This window comes from Streptomyces sp. NPDC050085 (genome assembly GCF_044460595.1).
Classification (GTDB): Bacteria; Actinomycetota; Actinomycetes; order Streptomycetales; family Streptomycetaceae; genus Streptomyces.
In genome coordinates this window covers 1-21,439 of sequence record NZ_JBITJZ010000031.1, presented here as the reverse complement: position 1 = coordinate 21,439, position 21,439 = coordinate 1, and the positions used below count along the sequence as shown (strand labels likewise).

The window sequence follows — 21,439 nt, the reverse complement described above, 5'->3', positions numbered from 1 at the left end:
CCCCGATCTTCGACCTGGTCGACTACGGCGTCGTCGGCGACCTCTTCGACGTCGTGCCCCAGCTCACCGACGAGATCAACACCCGCAAGGGCTGACCGTACGGACCGAGCCGACCGACTGCGCCCAGGAGCGTCACAGCTCCTGGGCGCGTCTGCGTACGTAGTACCCGGCGGCCCCCACCGAACCGGCGATCAGCATCCCGCCGAGGACGAGCTGCAGCGTGCTCAGGCGGCCCAGGGAACCGCCGTCGCCCGCGTGCACGCCGTGGAGTTCGCCGCCGCGCCCCGAGACGGAGAGGGTCTGCCGTACGACGGTGCCGCTCGCGCAGCTCACCGAGACCGGGTACGTGCCCGGGCGGGCCCCGGCAGGGACCTGGAACTGACCGACCACGTCGCCCTGGTGCGTGCTCGTCTGCAGCGGGAAGTCGCCCGCGCCCACGCTGTTGGCATCGCCGGTGGCGCGCTGGTCCTTGCCGCACGCGGTGGTGTTCGCGGTGACCGTGGTGCCGGGCCGGGCGTCGGCGGGAACGAGTTCGAGGGTGCCGGAGCCGGCCGTGGCGTTGCCCGCGCTCCAGCCTTCCGACGACGTGGATCCGCCCCAGGTCGAGGTGGACCAGGGCGTGTCGTCCCCCGCGGTCGCGGCGTGCGCGCACACCGGTACGGCGGCGAGGGTGAGGACGGCTGCGGCGACGGCGGAGGTCGACCAGGACACGGTGCGACGCATGCGGGGCCTCTCTGGGCGGAGCGGGCACGGACGGGATACCCGGCCGAGCCAACCCCGGGGCACCGCACGCCGCCTGTCGAGGCGTCGAGGTGGGTGACGCTCACGCCACGTGCGGGTGACCCGCCGCGCGCAGGGCCCTCCTGACAGGCCCTACAGGCGCCCGTGCGTCCGATGGGCCTCGACGAGCTTGACGCGGGCCGCCTCGAGGCGGTGCGCCATCACCTCGGCGACTCCGTGCAGCAGCGACACGCCCAGGGCCGGTTCGAGGTCGATCAGCGCGCGCACCGAACCGCCGTCGAACTCGTAGGCGCGTACCGGACTGAACGCCTCGGCGCCGAAGTCCCACGCGTAGGGCGAGAAGAGCCAGGACCAGCCGAGCAGATCGCCGGGTCCGAGCGGGTCGACGGGCAGCCTGGTGCGGTCGGAGACGCGCACGTCCAGCGTGACCATGCCGGTGCGGATGATCCAGAACCGGTCGGCGCGGTCGCCCTCTTCGAAGATCCTGGTGTCCTGGGGGAAGGAGACTTCCTCCGCGAGCGGCATCAGCCGGTCGCGGTACGCACGCGGAAGCCGGTTCAGCAGTCGTGTCTGGGCCGTCATGGCGGAACACCTCCACCGTCGTGTGGTTCCAGCGTACGTACGTCACGGTCGAAGCGTCCGGGACGAACAATCGCCCGAAAAGGGTAGTTCCAAGTCGGCCGGTGCGCACCTGGACCACATGGCGTAAGCGGATCGCGGGCGGACGATCATGCCCCTACGTTTCCGGCATGGCGAAATTCATGGGCTTTTACCCCGGTATTACCAGGGCGGTTGTGACGTCGGGGCTGTGTGCGGCCGTCGCCGTGGGGGCCGCCGCGGTGCCCGCCCGGGCCGCGGGCCCCTCCCCCGCGCCGCCCGCCGCGCCTTCCCTGTCGGCCCTGTCCTGGGAGGTCATGGACGCCCGTTCCGGCGAGGTGCTGGCCGCCAAGGCGCCGCACCTGCGGCTGCCGCCCGCCAGCACCCTGAAGACCCTGTTCGCGGTGACCCTGCTGCCGCAGTTGAGCCAGAACACCGTGCACCGGGCGACGGCCGCCGACCTGGCCGAGGTCGCCGAGGGCAGCAGCGAGGTGGGGGTCGCCGAGGGGCACAGGTACACGGTGGCCGACCTGTGGCGCGGGGTGTTCCTCAGCTCCGGGAACGACGCCGTGCACACCCTCGCGCGGATGAACGGCGGGCTCGCCCGCACCCTCGCCCAGATGCAGGCCACGGCCCGCCGCATCGGGGCCCGTGACACCCAGGTGCGTTCGCCCGACGGCTTCGACACCCCGGGGCAGTTCTCGTCCGCGCACGATCTGGCGCTCATCGCGCGGGAGGGCTTCAAGAACCCCGACTTCCGGCGCTACATGGGCACCAAGTGGGCGCGGTTCCCGCTGTCCGGCGGCCCGGACGCGTACGAGATCCAGAACACCAACCGCCTGCTGGTCGGCTCGCACGGGGTGGAGCCCTACCCCGGGCTGATCGGCGTCAAGAACGGCTACACGTCGCAGGCCGGCTGCACCCTCGTGACCGCCGCCACCCACAAGGGCCGCACGATGCTGGTGACGGTGATGAACCCGCAGGACGGCGACTTCAACGCCGTGTACGAGGAGAGCCGCGCCCTGCTCGACTGGGGGTTCGCCGCCGCTCCGCTGCGGCTCGCGCACGGTGCGGGGCCCCAGCACCCGGCGACGCGGGCGAGCGCGTCGGCGGCCGGGGCACCCGCCGCGCGCACGGCGCCCGCCGAGGCGTCGGACGCGGGGCCCGGCCTCACCCGGCACCTGGGCGCGGCGGCCGCGCTGCTCGTCCTGTCGTGCGTCCCGGTCCTCATCCGCAGGCGCCTGCGGAAGCGGCACAGCCCCATTCGGCCCTGACCGGATGGTCGTTGCACACGGTCGCTCATAACGTCGCAGAAGCCGTCCAATTCGCTCTCCCCGGAGGCTCGCATGCGTTCCATATCCCGGCTGTCGTCGACCGTCCTGTCCTGCGCGCTCGTCTCCGCCACCGCGCTGGGCCTGACCGCTCCGGCCGCCGTGGCCGACGACGGGGGTACGCAGTCCAACGTCACCTCCTTCGGTTTCAGCGTGACGCCGAGCACGATCGCGGCCGGGGGCACGGTCACCCTCAGCTCCAACGAGTGCGAGGTCCCCACGGTGCACGTGACGGCGCCGATCTTCGACAACGTGGACCTCAACGAGGGCCACTCCGCGACGGCGCAGGTCTATCCGGACGCCAAGCCCGGCGCGCAGTACGTCGTCACCTTCGACTGCAACGGCGAGAAGGGCACGACGACCCTCACCATCGCCACCGGCAACACCAGCCCGACCCCGAACACCACCGTGCACCGTGGCGTGAAGGCGGGTCTCGGCGGCAGTTCCACCGGGACCGACCCCGCTCTGCTCGCGGCGGGCGGCGCGTTGATCGCCGGGGCGCTCGGTGCCGGATTCCTGCGGCTGCGCAAGCGCCGCACCGACGGCTCCTGACAGGGCGGGCCCCCGCCCGTGTCCGCGGCCGCCCCGAAGACCCGCCGCCCGTCCTGGTCGCTGCTCGCCGTGATCCTGCTGGCGGGCGTCCTGCTCGTGCACCACGGTGTCTCCCAGGCCGACGGCCCGCCGCAGCCCGACCCCGGGGCCGCGAAGCTCGGCACCACGACGCCCCCCGCCGACCCGCTGCCCGCCGCCACCCCGCTGCGCATCCGGATCCCCGAGATCGGCGTCAACGCCCCGCTGACCCGCGTCGGCCGCGACCGCGAGGGCTGGCTGGACGCGCCGCCGCCGCAGAACGCCAACCTGGCAGGCTGGTTCGGCGGAGCCGTCAGCCCCGGCGAGCGCGGCACGTCCGTCATCGACGGCCATGTCGACAACGCGGGCGGCCCCGCCGTCTTCTACGGACTCGGCTCCCTGAAGAAGGGCCAGCACATCGAGATCGACCGCGCCGACCACAGGACGGCCGTCTTCGAGATCCACGGCATCGACGTCGTCGACAAGACCCACTTCCCCGACCGCCGCGTCTACGGCAGCACGGGCCTGCCCGAACTCCGCGTCATCACCTGCGGCGGCTCGTACAGCAAGCGCACCGGTTACACGGGCAACGTCGTGCTGTACGGGCTGATGACGGAGGTGCGGGAGCGGGCTTGAGGGCCGGCGGCCGGGCGGAGCGCGAGGGCGACGCGCAGCGCGACGGTCGCGACGCCGAAGGCCGTCGCGGCGCACAGGGCGAGGAACACGTCGGGCAGCCAGAGCCACAGCGGTTCGAGGCCCATCGCCGCGGCGACCCACACGAATGCGGCGAGCGGCAACGCGCCGCTGACACACCACGGCACGGTCCGCGCGAGCCTGCGCAGCCGGTTCGCGCTCCCGGCCGGGCGGCGCAGCAGGACGACGGAGCGACCGGCCGCCACGCACAGCAGCAGCGCGAGAGCCGTGGTGCCCCACACGGTCAGGTAGTACGGGGACGACCACGCCGTGCCGGCGGCGGAGGGCGTGCCGCCGGCGAGGATCCGGGCCGCGTCGAAGCCGATCCGCATCACGGCGTCGTCGTCGAGCAGTCCGTACAGGTTCTGCTGGAGCACGAGTGCCGTGTCCGTCTCGGGCAGCAGGAACAGCATCGCGGAGTAGCCGGGGGTGGCGCCGGTGTGCCAGACGGCATGGTCGAGGGGCGCGTCCAGGCCGCCGACCCGCCAGCCGAGGCCGTACCCCGTGCCGTACCCGGAGGAGAGTCGGCCCTCGGTGCGCATCGCCCGCACGGATGCCGGGGTCAGGACACCGTCGCGCGCGCCTGCCGGGCTGCCCGCGCGCAGTTGGAGTGCGGCGAACGCCGCGAGGTCGCCGAGGTCGCCGCCCGTGTAGCCGTACGCGGCGCCCGCGTCGTCCACGCCGTCGGCGATCGCCGCGGGGATGCCCCACAACCGCTGATGGCCGGCCGACAAACGGCGCTCGCGGGCCGACGCCCGGTCCGCGACGGCTCCCCGCATGCCCGCGGGTGCGAAGACGGCGGTACGCAGATATGCGGCGAAGGACTGTCCGGTGACCGCCTCGACGACGGCGGCGAGCACCAGGTAGTTGGCGCTGCTGTACGCGTAGATGGTGCCGGGCAGCCCGAGCGGTCGTACGTCGTCGAGGGCTCGGACGCGTTCGGCCGCGCGCGGGCAGTCGGCGTCGAGGCAGTCGGCCACCGCGAACGTGGCCGATTCGGGGATCCCGGCGGTCTGGCCCAGCAGATGACGGACCGTCACCCGCCGCGCGTGCGCGGCGCCGCCGAAGCGGAAGCCGGGGACGTGGTCCACGACCCGGTCGTCGAGGCGGAGTCGGCCGTCCTGGACGAGGGTCATCACGGCGGTCGCGGCGACCGGTTTGGCGACGGAGCCCCACAGGAACGGGGTGCGTGCCGTCACCTCGCTCCCCCGCCCGTCACTGCCCCAACTCCGCTGATGCAGCGGGCCGTTGGGGCCCACCACGGCGTAGGAGACGCCGGGCGCGCCGGTCGCCTTCATGCGTTCTCGTACGTAGGCGTCGATGGCCGCGTAGCGATCGGACGGTGCGGATGCCGCCGCGGCCGGGCGGCTCGGGACCAGCAGGACGAGCAGTAAGAGCGAGAGGAGCAGGACCGTCGTGCGCGCGGCGGAGGGCCGCATACGGCTGGGCATGGAGGGGTTCCTCACCACATCGGAAGGTCGGAAGGGCCGCCCGGGCACCCGAGAGCGCCGGAGGGAATAACCGTACGGCCATATGGTTAAGGAGGTTTTTACCGTACGTTGGTACGGTTATCAAGTGCCGAGAATCGCCGACCACGAAGAGCGCCGACGCCATATCGCCCTGGCCGTCTGTGAGTTGATCTCCGATCAGGGCCTGGACGCGGTGACCGTCGCGCGGACCGCGTCGACCGCCGGGATGTCGGTCGGGCTCGTCCAGCACTACTTCCGCACCAAGGACGACATGCTGCTGCACGCGTTCAAGGAGGTCACCGACCGGATCCGCGGTCGCGCCGACGACCGGATCCGGGCCGGGATCGAGCATCGGCGGCCCCTCGCGCACGTGCTCGCCGAGGCGTTGGCGCAGTTCCTGCCGCTGGACGAGACGCGCCGCACCGAGTTCCGCGTCACCCGGGCCTTCGCCGGTCGGGCGCTCGACGCGCCCGCGCTCGCCGAGGTCGACGTGGCCACCGCGCACCGGCTGCGCGACGACGTGGCCCGCGCCGTGCACAACGGCAAGGAGTGCGGCGAGGTGGCGGCCGAGCTCGATCCCTGGCCGGCGGCGGTCCGGCTCACTGCCGTGACCGAGGGGCTCGCCGTGCAGATCTACCGCGACACGGACGGGGCGGACGGGGCGGACAGGGCGCCCGTGAGCGCGTTGGCGACATCGGTCATGGCGGCGGAGCTGGCGACCGTGTTCACCGGCGCATGCCGCCAGTACGACAAGAAGTGACGCCTCGTCAGTGAGGACGAGGCGTCACTCGGTGAGCCGAGCCGGCCGGTCAGGCTCGCTGGCCGTCAGTTGCCGGCGAGCAGTTCCAGCGTGTCGATCACTCGGTTGGAGAAGCCCCACTCGTTGTCGTACCAGGCGACGACCTTGATGTGGCGGCCGTCGACGCGGGTCAGCTCCGAGTCGAAGATGGAGGAGGCCGGGTTGCCGGTGATGTCCGACGACACCAGCGCGTCCTCCGAGTACTCCAGGACGCCCTTGAGGGGGCCCTCCGCCGCGTCCCGGTAGGCCGCGATGACCTGCTCACGCGTCACGTCGCGGGCGACGGTGGTGTTCAGCTCGACGATCGAGCCGACCGGGACCGGCACCCGGATCGAGTCGCCGGACAGCTTTCCGTCGAGGGCGGGCAGCACCTTGCCGATCGCCTTGGCGGCGCCGGTCGTGGTCGGGGCGATGTTGACCGCCGCGGCCCGCGCCCGGCGGGCGTCGCGGTGCGGGCCGTCCTGGAGGTTCTGCTCCTGCGTGTAGGCGTGCACCGTCGTCATGAACCCGTGCTCGATCCCGGCGAGTTCGTCGAGGACCGCGGCCAGCGGGGCGAGCGCGTTGGTGGTGCAGGAGGCGTTCGAGACGATCGTGTGCGCGGCCGGATCGTAGGCGTCGGTGTTCACGCCGTACGCGAGCGTGACATCGGCACCGTCGGACGGGGCGCTGACCAGGACCTTCTTCGCACCCGCGGCGAGGTGGCCGCGGGCTGCCGTCGCGGAGGTGAAGCGGCCGGTCGCCTCCAGGACGATGTCGACGCCGAGCTCGGCCCAGGGCAGCTGGGCGGGCTCGCGCTCGGCGAGGACGGTGATGCGGCGGCCGTCGACGATCAGGGTGTTGCCCTCGACGCTCACCGGTCGGCCGAGGCGGCCCGCCGTCGAGTCGAAGGCGAGCAGCCGGGCCAGGGCTGCGGGCTCGGTGAGGTCGTTGACGGCGACGATCTCGAGGGCGCTGTCGCGTTCGAGCAGGGCTCGCAGCACGTTGCGTCCGATGCGGCCGAATCCGTTGATGGCGATGCGAGTCATGAGAGATGTCCCTTTCTCCCCAGGGCCGTTGGCTCCCGGTGCGTCCTGTGTCCACCTCCAGACTCGCTCGCGGCGAACGGCCCTGACAGCGGCATGATCGCCATGGTTCGCAAGGATCCCGCCAGGGAGTCGGGCGTCACTCGCCCCGGGCGAACGTGCGCCGGTACTCGCTCGGTGTCGTGCCGAGGATGCGCTGGAAGTGCAGGCGCAGATTGGCTCCGGTGCCGAGGCCGACGTCGGCGGCGATCTGCTCGACGCCGCGCTCGGAGCGCTCCAGGAGTTCGCGGGCGACGTCGATGCGGGCGCGCATCACCCACTGCATGGGCGTGTAGCCGGTGTCGTCGACGAAGCGCCGCGAGAACGTGCGCGGTGACACCGCCGCGTGCTCGGCGAGCGCTTCGAGGGTGAGGGGTTCGTCGAGGCGGTGCAGGGCCCATTCGCGGGTGGCGGCGAACCGTTCGCCGAGCGGTTCGGGCACGCTGCGCGGCACGTACTGCGCCTGGCCGCCGCTGCGGTAGGGCGCGGCGACCAGGCGCCGGGCGGCGTGGTTCGCCGCGGCGACGCCCAGGTCGCCGCGGAGGATGTGCAGGCACAGGTCGATGCCGGACGCGGCGCCCGCGGAGGTCAGCACGGTGCCCTCGTCGACGAACAGGACGTTCTCGTCGACGCGCACGAGCGGGTGCTTCGCGGCGAGCGCCCTCGTGTAGTGCCAGTGGGTCGTGGCGCGTCGGCCGTCGAGGAGTCCGGTGGCGGCGAGCGTGAAGGCACCCGTCGAGATGGCGGCGAGCCGTGCGCCGCGCGCGTGGGCGGCGGTCAGTGCGTCGACGACGGCGGGCGGCGGATCGTCGCGGTCCGGGAACCGGTAGCCGGGCACGAAGACGATGTCCGCCCAGGCGAGCGCCTCCAGACCGTGCGCGACGGCGTACGAAAGGCCGTCTCCGCCGGTCACGAGTCCGGGCGCCGCCCCGCACACCCGCACTTCGTACGGCATGCTCGCGCGGGTCGTGAACACCTGGGCCGGGATGCCGACGTCGAGGGGCTTGGCGCCTTCGCTGACGAGGACGGCGACGCGGTACGGGCGAGTGACGGACACGCGCCCGAGCGTACGCGGACCGCGCACGCGGAGCCTTCCTGGCCTGCTACGCGGCGTGGGCTGCGGGCTCGCCGAGTCGTGCGGCCGCGGTCCGCCAGGCCCGGGTCACCGCGCTGTGCGCCTGCCGGGTCGCGTCACGTCGCCCGCCGCTCGGCGCGATCGGCGCTCCCAGGTGCACGTGCAGTCCGGGCCGCCGCAGGGGCGCGCTGAGCAATCCGGCCAGCTGCTTGCCCGTGCCGCCCGAACTCACGCGCCTGGCCCCGGCCTGACCGATCGGCACGACGGGCGCGCCGGTCCGTTCGACGATGCGCGCGACCCCGCTGCGGAAGGCACGCGGCGCCGCCTCTCCCGCGCCGTGCCCGGCCGGTATCCCGCCCTCCGCGTAGATGAGCACGGTGCGCCCCTCCCGCAGCGCGGCGACGGCGAGATCCAGCGCGTCGGCGGCCCGGCGGTCCCCGCGCCGCACGGGGATGTGGCCCTCGCGCGCGAGCGCCCGCCCGAGCACGGGGGCCCGCCAGAGTCCGGCCGCGGCCATCACCGCGGGTTGCACGCCGAGGCGGTGCAGCGCCGCGAGGACGACGGCCGGGTCGGTGATCGAGGTGTGGTTGGCGACGATCAGGCTGCCCGGCGCGACGACGGCGCCCTCGTCACAGGTGACGGTCAGCCGGCCGAAGGCGGGGACGAGGAGGGCGGCGAGGCGACTGAGCAAGGGGGCTCCCGGAATCGGCGGTGGTGGGCCCATCGTCGTCCGGGAGGGATGCGGACGGCCTGAGTGCGCGTACTCATTTCTCGCCCGGGCCGTCCCCCGGGTATCAGGCGCGGGCCGGGGCCTGCGCCTCCACGGGTCGCTCGTCCTCGCGGGCGTCCGCGGCGCCGCGCAGCGCCGGGATGGCGGAGGCGACGGCCGCCGAGGCCAGGGCGACGCCGCAGCCGATCAACAGGCCGGTGCGGAAGCCGCCTTCGGAGGCGATCGTGTGGCCGCCGATGCCGATGGTCATCTGGGCGAGCACGACGCCGATCACGGCGGAGCCGATGGTGGTGCCGAGCGAGCGCATCAGGGAGTTGAAGCCGTTCGCGGCCGCCGTCTCGGACAGCGGGACCGCGCTCATGATGAGGGCGGGCATCGCACCGTACGCGAGTGCCACACCGCTGTTGATGACGATGCCGACGACCATCAGCCCCCAGGCGGAACCCATCAGGGCGAGCGCGAGAGCGTATCCGGCCGAGATCACCAACGCACCGCAGACCAGGGCGAATTTGGCGCCGCGGGCATTGATGAGCTTGCCGCCCAGCGGGGAGACGATCATCATCATCACGCCGCCGGGGGCCATCCACAGACCGGCCGCCAGCATCGACTGGCCCAGGCCGTACCCGGTGGCCTCGGGGAACTGGAGCAGCTGCGGCGCGATCAGCATGAACGAGTACATGCCGACGCCGACGAGGATCGAGGCGGCGTTGGTCAGCAGCACGCGCGGGCGGGCCGTGGTGCGCAGGTCGATCAGTGGGTCGCGGGTGCGCAGTTCCCACCAGCCCCACACGAGCAGGGACACGACCGCGACGGCGAGCAGGCCGAGCGTGGTGCCCGAACCCCAGCCCCAGTCCGCCCCCTTGGAGATCGCGAGGAGCAGGGAGACCAGGCCGACGGCGAGTCCGACCGCTCCGGCCCCGTCGAAGCGCTGCCCCTTGGCACCGGCGGGCACGTCCGGGACGACGAAGTAGATCAGGGCGCCGATGCACACGGCGAGCACGGCCGAACCCCAGAACAGCACACGCCAGTTGGCGTACTGGGCGACCGCGGCGGCGACCGGCAGGCCGATCGCACCGCCGATCCCCATGGACGCGCTGACCAGGGCGATGGAACCGCTGAGCCGCTCCGCGGGGACGACGTCGCGCAGCAGCGCGATGCCCAGCGGCACCATGCCCATGCCCATGCCCTGCAGACCACGGCCGACGATCATGGGCACGACGGTCGAGGAGAGGGCGCACACCACCGAGCCGATCACCAGGGGCACGGCGCAGACCAGCAGCATCCGGCGCTTGCCCATGAGGTCGCCGAGCCGCCCGGACACCGGTACGCACACACCCGCGACGAGGAGGGTGACGGTGACAACCCAGGCCGCGTTCGACGAGGACGTGCCGAGCAGTTGCGGCATGTCCGCGATGAGCGGGGTCACCAGGGTCTGCATGACGGCGGCGACGGTGCCGGCCAGGGCGAGCGTGGCGACGACGCCGCGGGAGTGGGCGGTCGGCTGGGGGCCGTCCATGGTGGGACTCCTCTGTGGAGAGTGCGCGATGAGCGATGAGCGACGAACCACGGGCGGTGGCTGCCGTCCCACCCGAACGGATATGCATCGTACACGTGATGCGTATGACACACATTACGTGCGAGATACATATGATGGAGTGGCGAGGTGGATGCCCGTCGGAGGATCGGTGGAAGGGACCACGTGGACAAGCCCACGCAGCGAGTGGAGTTCGAGCAGATGCTGCTCAGCCGCTATCTGCATCTGCACAAGAACAAGGGGCGCCGCCCGGACAGCGTCCTCGAGCGCAGCGCGTACATCCTGCTGAGCCGCATCCGCGTCGAGGGCCCCATGTCCATCGGGCAGCTCGGCGACGCCTTCGGCCTCGACGCCTCCACCCTGAACCGGCAGACGGCCGCCGCCATGCGGGCGGGCCTCGTCGAGCGCATCCCCGACCCCGACGGCGGCATGGCCCGCAAGTTCCGGATCACGGAGGAGGGCGAACGGCGCCTGGACGAGGAGCGCGCGGGCACGGTGGCCAGCCTGGACCGCATCATGGCCGACTGGCCGGACGGGGACATCGCGGCCTTCGCCGACTATCTGCGGCGGTTCAACGCGGACATCGAGCGACTGCACGGCATGCCCTGGCCGCGGCCGCACCCGGCGGACCGGCCCGTCTGACGACACCGGCCAGCTGCGACAATGGCGGGATGCCGACGATCGAAGTCTCCCCCGAAGTGTCCCTCGCGTACGAGACGTTCGGTGATCCCGCCGATCCAGCGGTCCTGCTCGTCATGGGCTTCGGTGCCCAGATGATCGCGTGGCACGAGGACCTCTGCCGTGCGCTCGCGGCCCGTGGACGTCATGTGATCCGGTTCGACAACCGCGACTGCGGCCTGTCCACCAGGTTCGACGAACACCCCGTCGACGTCGGCACGTTCATGGCCACGGTGGGCGCCGGGGACATCGACGCCGCCCTCGCGATGGCGCCGTACTCCCTGCGGGACATGGCCGACGACGGCTTCGGCCTGCTCGACGCGCTCGGCATCGAGCGCGCGCACGTCGTCGGGGCCTCGATGGGCGGCATGATCGCGCAGCGGATGGCCATCGCCCGGCCCGAGCGGCTGCTGACCCTGACGTCGATGATGTCCTCGACCGGCGAGCCCGAGTACGGGCAGGCGAGCGCGGAGGCCCGGGCGGTGCTCGCGAGCCCCACGCCCACGGACCGCGCCGGGTACGTCGCCGCGGCGGAGCGGAACTTGGCGTGGGCGTCGAAGCGGTACGGCAACGCGGCGGCGCTGCGTGAACTGGCGGCCGCGAGTTACGACCGCGCCCACTACCCGGCCGGGGCGGGGCGGCAGCTCGCCGCCATGGTCCTCGACGGCTCACGCGCCGACGCGCTCAGCCGGCTGCGCGTGCCCACCTTGGTGCTGCACGGCCTCGACGACACCCTGATCGACCCCAGCGGCGGCAAGCGCACCGCCGAACTCGTGCCCGGGGCGCGCCTGCTGCTCATTCCGGACATGGGGCACGACCGTCCCCGCGAACTCTGGGGCGACATCGTCGACGCGCTGGAGGAGCACACCGGCTGAACCGCGGGCGGACGGGCGGACGGGTCACCGCTCCGCGACGAGTGACGGAAGTTTGCGCATGTCGTGGAAGACCGTGGTGCCCGGGCCTTCGAGCCGTGCGGCCGGAGTGAGCCCGCCCGCGTACCCGAAGGCGCGCATGCCGGCGGCCCGGGCGGCCAGGACCCCGGGCCGGCTGTCCTCGACCACCACGCAGGCGGCGGGATCCACCCCCATCTGCCGGGCGGCGTGCAGGAACAGGTCAGGGGCGGGCTTGCCCCGGGCGACTTCGGTGGCGCTGTGGATGCGGCCCGCGAACCGTTCGTAGAGTCCGGTGCGGCCGAGGGTGTGGCGCATCTTGTCGTGGGAGCCGCTGGAGGCCACGCAGGTCGGCAGGCCGAGCGCGTCGATTGCGTCGAGCGCCTCGGGCAGTCCCTCGACGGGGGCGAGATCGGCGTCCACGGCATCACGGTGGAGCCGTTCGAACCGCTCCGACCAGGTTGCGGCGGTCGCCTCGCCGAGCCGGTCGGCGACCTGCTCGCGGATCGCGGCGTGCGAGCGGCCGATGAAGCGGTCGACGACCTCGTCCTCGGTGAGGGGCCAGCCCAGCTCCGCACCGAGGGAGACCTGGACGCGGGCGGCGATGCGTTCGCTGTCCACCAGCACGCCGTCGCAGTCGAATATGACGAGTTCCGTCGGTTTGATCATCCCGGCAGCATAGGCGCCCCGGAAAGACTTCCTAGTCCGCGTTGTTGCGCTCTGCTCCGCGCAAGCCGTCGGCCTGCAGCGCGTCCGTACGGTGCGCCTCGTCCTGGGCCAGCAGGCCGAGCAGCGAGGCGACGGTCAGCCCGGCCTCGGCCTCGGCAGGATGGCGCAGGACCTTGCCCGGCTCGATCCGGTACGTGTTGCCGCGCCCCTCGCGCGTGTGGGAGAGGAAGCCGCTCTCCTCCAGGTCGGAGATGATCTTCTGCACGGCCCGCTCCGTGAGTCTGCAATGTGCGGCAATGTCCCGGATCCGCGCGCTCTGGTCGTCGGCGATGGCCGCGAGCACGCGCGCGTGGTTCGTGAGGAACGTCCATCCTGTGTGCGGTTCTGGCACTCCACCCATGGTCGAATCGTAGGCCCGGTGGTTCACGATCCGAAACACCTGAACCTGACTTCCGGTATCTCTTGACGTGTGTCCGCGGCAAGGCGACCCTGGGTGCGACGAGCAGGAACCGGCCGAGAGCGCAGGGGAGTTGACCATGCCAGAGTCCGTGCGGACCGAGGAGGCGGCGGCCATGAGCTGCAGCGCCATCGTGACGCCCGCCGGCGTCCGTCGACTGTCGGGCCTGACCCTGTTCCACCGCCCCGTGGGTGACCGGACCGTCGTCAGTGTGCGCGGCGATCTCGATCTCGACGGCGATGTGGACGAGCCGTTGCGGCGGGCCCTGCGCTCGGCCCTCGTCGGCTCGGCCAGCGGTATCGACCTGGACCTCGACACCGTCGAGCCCTGCGGCTGCTCGGCCGTGAACATCCTGTTGAACCTCGGCCCCTGGGTCTCGGACCCCATGACCGTCAAGGCCGTCGACCCCGTCGAGGCGACCGAGCCGGGCGAGGGGCCGGACGACGAGCTGCGTCGCGAGGTCGAGCAACTGCGGCGCGCGATGCGCAGCCGGGGCGTGATCGACATGGCCCGCGGCATCGTCATGGCGGCGTTCGGTCTCAGCCCCGACGACGCGTGGGAGGCCCTCGTCTCCGTCTCCCAGCGCAGCAACACCAAACTGCACGAGGTGGCCGGCCAACTCGTCGAATGCACCCACGGGACGGCATCTCTGCCCGACGCCTTGCAGGAGGCGCTGTCCGCGGTGGTGGCCGAGCTCGCCGCATAGGGCGAGCTGCGAACGACCTGCCTGCCTCGTGGCGGTTCCGCTCAGGACGCCCGCTGTGCCTGCACCAGTTCCCGTGCCTCGTCGGCCGTCGCCACCGCCGGAGGCGAGCCGTCGAGCGGTTTGCGCGCGGTCTCCTTCATGCAGAGCACGGCCACGATGCCGACCAGTCCGGCGAGCATGGTGTAGAAGGCCGGCATCAGGTTGTTCCCGGTGGCGCCGATCAGCGCCGCGACCACCAGCGGTGTCGTACCGCCGAACAGCGACACGGAGATGTTGAACCCGATCGACAGCGAGCCGTAGCGGACGTCGGTCGGGAACAGCGCGGGCAGTGCCGACGACATGGTGCCCAGGTAACAGACGAGGGACAGCCCCAGGATCAGCAGGCCCGCGAAGACCGGCGCCACGCCGCCCCGGCCGATCAGCAGGAAGGCGGGCAGCGCCAGCACGAGGAAGGCGACCGACCCCGCCAGCAGCACCGGCTTGCGTCCGACGCGGTCGGACAGACGGCCCACGGAATTGATCAGCGCCATCAGGATCAGCATGACGACGACGATCGACATCAGCCCGCTCGTCTCGCCGAAGCCGAGCTGGGTGAGATAGGTCGGCATGTACGACAGGAGCATGTAGTCGGTGATGTTGAAGGCGGCCACGAGCGCGATGCACAGCAGCAGGGCGGGCCACTGACCGGCGAGCGACTCCTTGAAGGACTTCTTCTCTCGCTGCTCCGCGGCCGCCCCGCCGCCCTCCTCCATCTTCTGGAAGGCCGGCGACTCGTCGAGGCGCATCCGCAGGTACAGGCCGATCAGGCCGAGCGGCGCCGCCACCATGAACGGCACGCGCCAGCCCCACGACTGCATGCCGTCGCTCCCGAGCAGCGCGGTGAGGGCCGTCACCAGGACCGCGGCGGCCGTGTAACCGATCAGCGTGCCGAATTCCAGGAAGGAGCCCCAGAATCCGCGCCGCTTGTCCGGCGCGTACTCGGCGATGAAGGTCGCGGCACCGCCGTATTCGCCACCGGTGGAGAAGCCCTGCACCATGCGGCAGAGGATGAGCAGGGCCGGGGCCCAGAATCCGATGGCCGCGTATCCGGGGATCAGGCCGATCGCCAGGGTCGCGCTCGACATCATGATCATGGTGAGCGCGAGGATCTTCTTGCGGCCCACCTTGTCCCCGAGGGGTCCGAAGAACATGCCGCCCAGGGGGCGTACGAGGAAGGCCGCGGCGAACGTCGCGAGCGCGGACAGGGTCTGGGCGGTGGCGTTGCCCGACGGGAAGAACTCCTTGCCGATGATCACGGCGAGGTAGGCGTAGACACCAAAGTCGTACCACTCCATGGCATTGCCCAGAGCGGTCGCCTTCACCGCCCGCTTGACCTGCGCGTCGGTTGTGACCGTGATGTCGGACTGCCGCAGGCGCGGGTGCTTTCGGCGATGGACGGCACGGAACAGTGCACGGTGACGGGCGACGGCCTCCGGGGACCGGAGGTGCTCTTCGCTCGTCTCACTGGATTCGGGAGCGCTCACGGAAGTCCTGCTGACTCTCTCGTACGAGGGGCTTGCCGAACCGTGGGTGATTCGGCGGGTGCATCTGGAGGGTGCCAGCGGACGGGCCGCCGGACATGGGCCGAACGTCCCGGACTGCTCAGGTCACAAGCCCTCGGGGAAAGGGCCTAAGTCACGCCGTGCGCGCGGACGTTGCGCGCTGCCGCCCGCCACGGCGGGGTGGAGCGCGAGGTCGCGGGTACCCGGGCGTCCGGACGACGCACACACGCCGCGGCCCGGGCCGCGCGAGGAACACGGAGGTGACCGCCGTGCCGGACACACAGCCACCGGCCCACGAGAAGGAACGTGACATCGGTCAACAGCCGGTCGGCGCACTGGTGCAGCAGGCTTCGCACCAGCTGACCGAGCTGGTGCGGGGTGAACTCCGCCTGGCCCAGGCGGAGATGGCCCAGAAGGGCAGGCGCTACGGCAAGGGCGGCGGCCTGTTCGGCGGTGCCGGGGTCGTCGGGTTCCTGACGCTGCAGGCGCTGGTGGCCGCGGCGATCGCGGGACTGGCCGTCGCGTTGCCGGTGTGGGCGGCCGCGCTGATCGTCACCGCGGTGCTCGGCGTGATCGCCGCCGTGATGACGGCCTCCGGCAAGAGGGAGTTCGGCAAGGCCGCTCCCCCGACCCCCGAGCAGACCATCGCGAACGTCAAGGCCGATGTGGCCGAGATCAAGGAGAGTGCACACCGATGACGCGGACACCGCACCACGAGCAGACCGCAGCCTCCGGCCCGGAGGAACTGCGGGAGGAGATCGAGCGGACCCGTGCCGACCTGGGGCACACCGTCGAGGCGCTCGCGGCCAAGGCCGATGTCAAGGCCCGGGCCAAGGAGAAGACGGCGCGGCTCAAGGAACGGGCGACGGACCGGACGGACGCCCTCAGGGCGCACGCCACGGCCGGGGCGGACAGGGCGAGGGCCCGGGCGACCGGTCTCGCGCACCGGGCGCAGGCGCAGACTCCGGAGCCGATCCGGCAAATGACGCTGCAAGGGGCACGGACGGCGGGAAAGCACCCCGCCGTCACTTTCACGGCCCTTTCCGCCGGCGCACTCGTCGTGTGGCTGTCGCTGCGCCGGCACAACGCCGATTCGACTGGGCGGTAGCCCCGAACTGCCGACTCGAAAGAAGGCACTTCAGAGAATTCCGGATTCCACTTCTTCTCGATGTACGGGCGACTGCACATCCGATTCCGGGGGACCCGGACAGTGCACTGCGCACCACGAACTGCACCACACTGCACCACAGCGATGGAGAAGACGAGAATTCGAGCCAAGGAGTGTGCCATGGGAGGATACGGGAGCTCTTCTGCTGCCTCCTCGCATTCACGGACCAATGGCCTGGCGATCGCCGGACTGGTCTGCGGAATTGTCGGAGTGTTTTTCCTCAACATCGTTCTCGGCCCGCTGGCCATCATTTTCGGCGCGGTAGGAATACGCCAGGCCAACGTCAAGGGAGGCGGCGGAATGTCCAGGGCCGCCATCATTCTCGGCGTCGTCGACCTCATTGTCTTCGGCGTACTGATAGCCCTGGCCGCGTCGTCCGGCGGATTCAGCTGGTACGTCGGGAGCTGACCGCCGCCGGGGGCGGTCCGGGCCGGACGTGACGCCCCGTCACGTCCCGGACACCACCGGCGTGTCCGTCCGGTCCCCCACCGATCCCCGGGTCGCCGATTCAGGGACGGGCCGGTCGTTGCGCAGGGCCTTCCACACGCGGTGCGACGCCTTTTCCAGGGGCAGGACGCGGCCCGCGTCCTGTGCGTCGTAGGTGACGGGCATCGTGACCATGGTCGTGCGGTCGGGGCTGATGCCCTTCAGGTCCTTGGCCAGTCCGAGCAGCTTGTTCGCGGACGCAAGCTCGGAGTCCGCGCTGATGCTCTTGGTCGCGGTGTCCGCCAGTGCGTAGGACTTGGCGGGGCTGCCCAGCGGGTCGACCGTGTCGGCGCGGTGGATCAGGGCCTTGATGAACGCCTGCTGGAGCTGGATGCGTCCGAGGTCGCTGCCGTCGCCCACGCCGTGCCGGGTCCTGACGAGCGCCAGCGCGTCCTTGCCCTTCAGCCGGTGCTTCCCGGCCTTCAGGGACAGGCCGCTGTTCGGGTCGTCGATGGCGGTGCGGGTGGTGATGTCCACGCCGCCGAGTTCGTCGATGAGTTTCTGGAAGCCCTTGAAGTCGACTTCGAGGTAGTGGTCCATGCGCAGGCCCGACATCTGCTCGACCGTCTTCACGGTGCAGGCGGGCCCGCCCAGTGCGTATGAGGAGTTGAACATGGCCCGCGCCGCCGGCTCGGTGCCGCCGTGCGGCTTCTCGCAGCCGGGGCGCTTGACCATCGTGTCGCGCGGGATGCTGACGACCGAGGCCTTCTTGTGGGTCTTGTCGACGTGCAGGACCATCGCCGTGTCCGCGCGGGCGCCGACGACGCCGCTGCCGTACTCGCCATGGGTCCCGGCCCGCGAGTCGGAGCCGAGCAGGAGGATGTTCATCGCTCCGTCGTGCTGCTGCGCGGGACGGTCGTCGCCGAGGGCGGCGTTCACGTCGGTGCCCTTGATGTTGCCGTTCAGGTGCTGCCAGGCGTAGGCCACGCCTCCGCCGCCGACCAGGGCCACGCCGAGGGCGCCCCAGGCGATCCAGCGCAGGGCGCTCTTGCGCCTGCGGTGCCGGGAGCGGCGTACGCGCGCGGGCCCGTAGGCGGGCACCGCGGTCTCGACGGCCGGGTGTGCCTGGTGCTCGTTCCCGCTCTCGTGCGGCATGTGCTGCCCTTCCTCGCTGACCTTCCTCGCTGACCGGCGGCTCAGTAGGCGGAGTCGACGTTGTCGATGGAGCCGTAGCGGTCGGCGGCGTAGTTGGCGGCCGCGGTGATGTTGGCGACCGGGTCGGTCAGATTCTGGGAGGTGCCCTCCACGTGGTACGCGGCGAACGTCGGCTGGATCACCTGGAGCAGCCCCTTGGACGGGGTGCCGTTCTGCGCGTTGACGTCCGTGTTGTTCTGGGCGTTCGGGTTGCCGGACGACTCGCGCATGATGTTGCGGTACAGCCCGTCGTACGTACCGGGGATCCCCTTGGCCTTCATGATGTCGAGCGACTCCCGTATCCAGCCGTCGAGGTTGTCGGGGTAGGACGTGCCCGCCGTGGCGGCCTGCGTGGCCCCGGCGCTCTTGGCGGCGGGCGCGGCGGCCTGCGCCGACGTGGGGACCAGCGTCAGGGCCAGGGCGGCGGCGCCCGTCGTGGCGATGCCCAGGGCGGAGATCCGGCGGAATCGGGGGGTGCGGCCGGTGCGCGGCTGTGTCGTGGTGATGGCCATGGTCGGCTGACTCTCCAATGACGTACGGCGTGGGGTGCTGCGGAACATCAGTCAGGGGTAGCCGCGCCGGGCGCCCCGGCGCAAAGGAGCGACGTACTACCCCGGGGCGGGGACGCAGGACATCCCGGTGCCGTCTTCGACGCATCCGGGCGGGGCGTGCGGCGGATTCCGCGGCCCGGCTCGGCTACTACCGTCCTTCGCATGTGTCGTGGCTCATATGGGTGGGCTCACGGTCCGGACGGCCATCGGCAAGCGACAACCCGGTCGTCTTCGGCTACCACGGCTACCCGTGGCTGATCCACCGCCTCGCCTACCGCCGGGCCGGGCACACGAACACCGGTTCCGGCCCGTCATGGACGTCATCGACCGCGTCCCCGGCCTCCCCGTCTCCGCGGCCCGGGTCCGTCAGCACCTGGCCGACGTCCGCACCCGCCACCACGGCCGGATCCGCGAGCACGGCACGGACCTGCCGGAGATCGCGCAGTGGCGGTGGGAGGGCCGAGTCACCGCCCGCAGCGCTCTCGACCTGAACACCCCGACCGAGTCGCCGACTTGGAGGCGAAGACGATGGACATCCGACCACTACTTCCCCTGGCTCGCGGAACAGGACCACTGATGACCTGTGTGACGTGCCCGACCAGGGGCTTCAGCGCGCCTCTCGGTCCAGGCGTTCGCGCTGCGGCCCCACCGTGTACTTCGGGTCCCCGGCCGAGGCGATCCCCGCGGCGAACACTCCGAAGCGCGTGCACGCCGACCCCGCGAGCAGGGCGAGGCCCGAGGCGATCGCGGCAGGCCTGTTGCGGCCGAGGACGGCGGCGCCCGCCGCACCGGCGAGCGTGAGCGCCTGCGCCGTGCGCAGCAGGGTTCCCGCCCGGCCCGTCCGGTAGCTCTCGGCGACCGGGCCGAGGCGCCGCTCCGTCGCTCGCATCACCGCGGTGTCCGCGAGCGCCGCGAGCCCGGCGGCGCAACGCGCGGGCGTGTTCTCGCGTACGGGACCGACGACGAGGGCCATGCCCGCTGCGGCGGCGGTCGCGGATGCCGTGAAGAGATAGGGCAGTTCGCGATGGGCGCCGTGCCAGGCGGGCACCGCCGTGTCGGCCGCGAGGACGCCGGTGTACGAGGCGACCGCGGGGCCCAGGAGCGCCGCCGTCCCGGTGGCCACGGCGCCGGCCCCGGGCAGGCGGCCGGTCGCGGCGCTCGCGGCGGCCGCACCCGCCGCGGGCCCGTAGACGCTCAGCAGCCAGGAGCCCATGCTCATCGGGGAGGTCGGCTTGAAGACACGGAGCATGTTCGCGAAGCGGGAGGGCCGCCCCAGGTCGTGGACGAGCGCCGCGGCGGACAGGGAGACACCGGCCAGCGAGGAGATCTTCAGCGCGGTCGCCGTGCGCGGGCGGCCGGTGAACTGCGCCGACGCGGCGAACACGGAGCCCGCGCCGGCGAGGCCGCCGAGGAAGAAGTAGCCGGCGATGTCGCGCGCCTGCCAGGACGGCGCCTTGATGACGGGCCGGCCGTAGTAGGAGTCGAACTCGGCCTGGGGCACCATGAGTTGCTCACCGCGCCGCCGTCGACGCCCGCCCGGCCCTGTGTGCGTCCGATCGGTCATCGCCGCCTCCTGCCCACCGCCGCGAACGACACCGCGACCCCGCCGAGCAGGGACAGCGCGGCTGCGGCGGCGTGCTTCCACATGCTCGTCAGATCCCGGGTGGTGACAACGGGGTCCGGGGGCAGCCCGTACACCTCGGGCCGGTCGAGCAGCAGGAAGAAGGCTCCGTCGCCACCGACCCCGTCGTCCGGGTCGTGCCCGTACAGGCGGGCCTCGCCGACGCCCGCCTTGTGCAGTTCGTCGACGCGCAGCGCTGCCTTCTCGCGCAGTTCGTCGAGCGGCCCGAACTAGCCCTTGCACACGCCGTCCAGCTGGGCCATGACCGTCTCGTACGTGGAGTGGGAGCCGGTCAGCCGTGGCAGGTGGCCGAAGCAGAAATCGTTGTCCGCGCGGGCCGCGTCACCGTAGTAGGCCTTCAGCAGGCTCACGAAGTACGCCCGCATGTCCGCCCAGAAGCCCTTCTCGGTCCGCGAGGCGTCGATGAAGGCGTCCAGGTCCATGGGCGCGGGCGCGGTCCTCGTACTGCTCGTCGACCTCACCTGTCGGCTGCTGCACCTGCACGCCCTCGTACTGCCAGCTGTGCTGGTCGTAGTGGCGCTTGTCCTCGTCGAGGCCGGAGAAGACGCCGTCCAGGTCCTCGGGGTCACGGAAGTCCTCGCTCACCAGCGTCGCGGCGTTCGTGTAGTGCAGGACGTACTCGCGGAAGTCCTTCTCCTCGGTCAGGACGTGGTTGATGATGCCGCCGAGGAAGGCGATGTCGCTGCCCGCGCGCAGGGGGACGTGGAGGTCGGCGAGCGCGCTCGTGCGCGTGTGGCGGGGGTCCACGTGGATGATCGTCGCGCCGCGGGCCTTGGCCTCCATGACCCACTGAGTTGTGTTCATCCTGAACGTGCTGGTCACGGGGGTGGCGTGGGTGGGTGATGTGGTGCTCGTGCTGGTCGTCGGGGCCTGTCTGGGGTGAAGATCGTCGGTCAGCGGGCGATTTCGTGCTGGGT

23 protein-coding genes and 3 pseudogenes are annotated in these 21,439 nt (G+C 71.8%); 11 read left to right on the top strand and 15 right to left on the bottom strand.

Annotated features, from left to right (window positions below; translation table 11 throughout):
- Positions 1-132: 132 nt before the first annotated feature.
- Both ACIBUY_RS42470 and ACIBUY_RS42465 read right to left on the bottom strand, forming a co-directional pair.
- Positions 133-723, bottom strand: coding sequence for a hypothetical protein (locus tag ACIBUY_RS42470; RefSeq protein ID WP_399155542.1), 591 nt, complete (start codon positions 721-723; stop codon positions 133-135).
- A gap of 150 nt (positions 724-873) precedes the next feature.
- Complete coding sequence (locus ACIBUY_RS42465; RefSeq protein ID WP_399155541.1) at positions 874-1,323, bottom strand: cyclic nucleotide-binding domain-containing protein; 450 nt, start codon at positions 1,321-1,323, stop codon at positions 874-876.
- Between the two features lie 167 nt (positions 1,324-1,490).
- On the opposite strand from ACIBUY_RS42465, the gene ACIBUY_RS42460 reads away from it, so the two are divergent.
- From ACIBUY_RS42460 to ACIBUY_RS42450, 3 genes are all read left to right on the top strand, one after another.
- Complete coding sequence (locus ACIBUY_RS42460) at positions 1,491-2,612, top strand: serine hydrolase (protein WP_365572041.1); 1,122 nt, start codon at positions 1,491-1,493, stop codon at positions 2,610-2,612.
- A 72-nt stretch (positions 2,613-2,684) separates the two neighbouring features.
- Positions 2,685-3,221 carry a hypothetical protein gene (locus tag ACIBUY_RS42455; protein ID WP_365572044.1) on the top strand — a complete coding sequence of 179 codons (537 nt, stop codon included), beginning with the start codon at positions 2,685-2,687 and terminating at the stop codon, positions 3,219-3,221.
- Between the two features lie 18 nt (positions 3,222-3,239).
- Positions 3,240-3,875: a class F sortase gene (locus tag ACIBUY_RS42450; RefSeq protein WP_365572047.1), complete on the top strand. Its 636-nt coding sequence runs from the start codon at positions 3,240-3,242 to the stop codon at positions 3,873-3,875.
- Here the strand turns inward: ACIBUY_RS42450 and ACIBUY_RS42445 are convergent.
- A complete protein-coding gene (locus tag ACIBUY_RS42445; RefSeq protein WP_399155540.1) occupies positions 3,818-5,383 on the bottom strand; it encodes a serine hydrolase domain-containing protein in 1,566 nt (521 codons plus the stop codon). The two genes, ACIBUY_RS42450 and ACIBUY_RS42445, sit on opposite strands and share 58 nt — an antisense overlap.
- 124 nt (positions 5,384-5,507) lie before the next feature.
- Here ACIBUY_RS42445 and ACIBUY_RS42440 point away from each other — a divergent pair, with 124 nt between their 5' ends.
- Positions 5,508-6,161 carry a TetR/AcrR family transcriptional regulator gene (locus tag ACIBUY_RS42440; protein ID WP_399155539.1) on the top strand — a complete coding sequence of 218 codons (654 nt, stop codon included), beginning with the start codon at positions 5,508-5,510 and terminating at the stop codon, positions 6,159-6,161.
- Between the two features lie 65 nt (positions 6,162-6,226).
- On the opposite strand, the gene gap is transcribed toward ACIBUY_RS42440, so the two are convergent.
- From gap to ACIBUY_RS42420, 4 genes are all read right to left on the bottom strand, one after another.
- Positions 6,227-7,225, bottom strand: coding sequence for a type I glyceraldehyde-3-phosphate dehydrogenase (gene gap / locus ACIBUY_RS42435; protein WP_399155538.1), 999 nt, complete (start codon positions 7,223-7,225; stop codon positions 6,227-6,229).
- Between the two features lie 136 nt (positions 7,226-7,361).
- On the bottom strand, positions 7,362-8,318 hold the full coding sequence (locus ACIBUY_RS42430; protein WP_399155537.1) for a GlxA family transcriptional regulator: 957 nt from the start codon (positions 8,316-8,318) through the stop codon (positions 7,362-7,364).
- A gap of 46 nt (positions 8,319-8,364) precedes the next feature.
- Positions 8,365-9,027 (bottom strand): lysophospholipid acyltransferase family protein, encoded by a 663-nt coding sequence (locus ACIBUY_RS42425; RefSeq protein WP_365572056.1) that lies wholly within the window; start codon positions 9,025-9,027, stop codon positions 8,365-8,367.
- 103 nt (positions 9,028-9,130) lie between these two features.
- Positions 9,131-10,582: an MFS transporter gene (locus tag ACIBUY_RS42420; RefSeq protein ID WP_365572059.1), complete on the bottom strand. Its 1,452-nt coding sequence runs from the start codon at positions 10,580-10,582 to the stop codon at positions 9,131-9,133.
- A 219-nt stretch (positions 10,583-10,801) separates the two neighbouring features.
- On the opposite strand from ACIBUY_RS42420, the gene ACIBUY_RS42415 reads away from it, so the two are divergent.
- Both ACIBUY_RS42415 and ACIBUY_RS42410 read left to right on the top strand, forming a co-directional pair.
- The gene (locus ACIBUY_RS42415) at positions 10,802-11,242 is read left to right on the top strand and encodes a MarR family winged helix-turn-helix transcriptional regulator (RefSeq protein WP_399155543.1); all 441 of its coding nucleotides are present in this window, start codon (positions 10,802-10,804) and stop codon (positions 11,240-11,242) included.
- Between the two features lie 29 nt (positions 11,243-11,271).
- Entirely contained in the window at positions 11,272-12,153 is an 882-nt protein-coding gene (locus ACIBUY_RS42410) for an alpha/beta hydrolase (RefSeq protein WP_365572065.1), read from the top strand.
- Positions 12,154-12,177: 24 nt separating this feature from the next.
- On the opposite strand, the gene ACIBUY_RS42405 is transcribed toward ACIBUY_RS42410, so the two are convergent.
- On the bottom strand, positions 12,178-12,837 hold the full coding sequence (locus ACIBUY_RS42405) for an HAD family hydrolase (RefSeq protein WP_365572068.1): 660 nt from the start codon (positions 12,835-12,837) through the stop codon (positions 12,178-12,180).
- Positions 12,838-12,868: 31 nt separating this feature from the next.
- Complete coding sequence (locus tag ACIBUY_RS42400; RefSeq protein ID WP_365572071.1) at positions 12,869-13,237, bottom strand: helix-turn-helix domain-containing protein; 369 nt, start codon at positions 13,235-13,237, stop codon at positions 12,869-12,871.
- A 136-nt stretch (positions 13,238-13,373) separates the two neighbouring features.
- Here ACIBUY_RS42400 and ACIBUY_RS42395 point away from each other — a divergent pair, with 136 nt between their 5' ends.
- Complete coding sequence (locus tag ACIBUY_RS42395) at positions 13,374-14,000, top strand: ANTAR domain-containing protein (protein WP_399155536.1); 627 nt, start codon at positions 13,374-13,376, stop codon at positions 13,998-14,000.
- 41 nt (positions 14,001-14,041) lie between these two features.
- On the opposite strand, the gene proP is transcribed toward ACIBUY_RS42395, so the two are convergent.
- Complete coding sequence (gene proP, locus ACIBUY_RS42390) at positions 14,042-15,523, bottom strand: glycine betaine/L-proline transporter ProP (RefSeq protein WP_399155535.1); 1,482 nt, start codon at positions 15,521-15,523, stop codon at positions 14,042-14,044.
- A 287-nt stretch (positions 15,524-15,810) separates the two neighbouring features.
- Here proP and ACIBUY_RS42385 point away from each other — a divergent pair, with 287 nt between their 5' ends.
- The 3 genes from ACIBUY_RS42385 to ACIBUY_RS42375 all read left to right on the top strand — a co-directional run bounded on the left by ACIBUY_RS42385 (position 15,811) and on the right by ACIBUY_RS42375 (position 17,117).
- A complete protein-coding gene (locus ACIBUY_RS42385) occupies positions 15,811-16,239 on the top strand; it encodes a phage holin family protein (protein ID WP_399155534.1) in 429 nt (142 codons plus the stop codon).
- Positions 16,236-16,649: a DUF3618 domain-containing protein gene (locus ACIBUY_RS42380; protein ID WP_365572083.1), complete on the top strand. Its 414-nt coding sequence runs from the start codon at positions 16,236-16,238 to the stop codon at positions 16,647-16,649. Before ACIBUY_RS42385 ends, ACIBUY_RS42380 begins: the two co-directional genes overlap by 4 nt.
- A gap of 180 nt (positions 16,650-16,829) precedes the next feature.
- Positions 16,830-17,117: a DUF4190 domain-containing protein gene (locus ACIBUY_RS42375; RefSeq protein ID WP_399155533.1), complete on the top strand. Its 288-nt coding sequence runs from the start codon at positions 16,830-16,832 to the stop codon at positions 17,115-17,117.
- A gap of 39 nt (positions 17,118-17,156) precedes the next feature.
- On the opposite strand, the gene ACIBUY_RS42370 is transcribed toward ACIBUY_RS42375, so the two are convergent.
- Both ACIBUY_RS42370 and ACIBUY_RS42365 read right to left on the bottom strand, forming a co-directional pair.
- Positions 17,157-18,290 (bottom strand): LCP family protein, encoded by a 1,134-nt coding sequence (locus ACIBUY_RS42370; RefSeq protein ID WP_399155532.1) that lies wholly within the window; start codon positions 18,288-18,290, stop codon positions 17,157-17,159.
- Between the two features lie 41 nt (positions 18,291-18,331).
- Positions 18,332-18,841: a transglycosylase SLT domain-containing protein gene (locus ACIBUY_RS42365; protein WP_399155531.1), complete on the bottom strand. Its 510-nt coding sequence runs from the start codon at positions 18,839-18,841 to the stop codon at positions 18,332-18,334.
- Positions 18,842-19,092: 251 nt separating this feature from the next.
- On the opposite strand from ACIBUY_RS42365, the pseudogene ACIBUY_RS42360 reads away from it, so the two are divergent.
- Positions 19,093-19,340, top strand: a pseudogene (locus ACIBUY_RS42360) (phosphoketolase); the annotation flags it as partial.
- Positions 19,341-19,487: 147 nt separating this feature from the next.
- Here ACIBUY_RS42360 and nrfD read toward each other — a convergent pair.
- The 3 genes and pseudogenes from nrfD to ACIBUY_RS42345 all read right to left on the bottom strand — a co-directional run.
- Positions 19,488-20,444 carry an NrfD/PsrC family molybdoenzyme membrane anchor subunit gene (nrfD, locus tag ACIBUY_RS42355; RefSeq protein ID WP_399155530.1) on the bottom strand — a complete coding sequence of 319 codons (957 nt, stop codon included), beginning with the start codon at positions 20,442-20,444 and terminating at the stop codon, positions 19,488-19,490.
- Positions 20,441-20,731, bottom strand: a pseudogene (locus ACIBUY_RS42350) (4Fe-4S ferredoxin); the annotation flags it as partial. The pseudogene ACIBUY_RS42350 and the gene nrfD, both read right to left, overlap by 4 nt.
- Before the next feature lie 3 nt (positions 20,732-20,734).
- Positions 20,735-21,314: pseudogene (locus ACIBUY_RS42345) on the bottom strand (hypothetical protein); the annotation flags it as partial.
- Between the last annotated feature and the right edge of the window lie 125 nt (positions 21,315-21,439).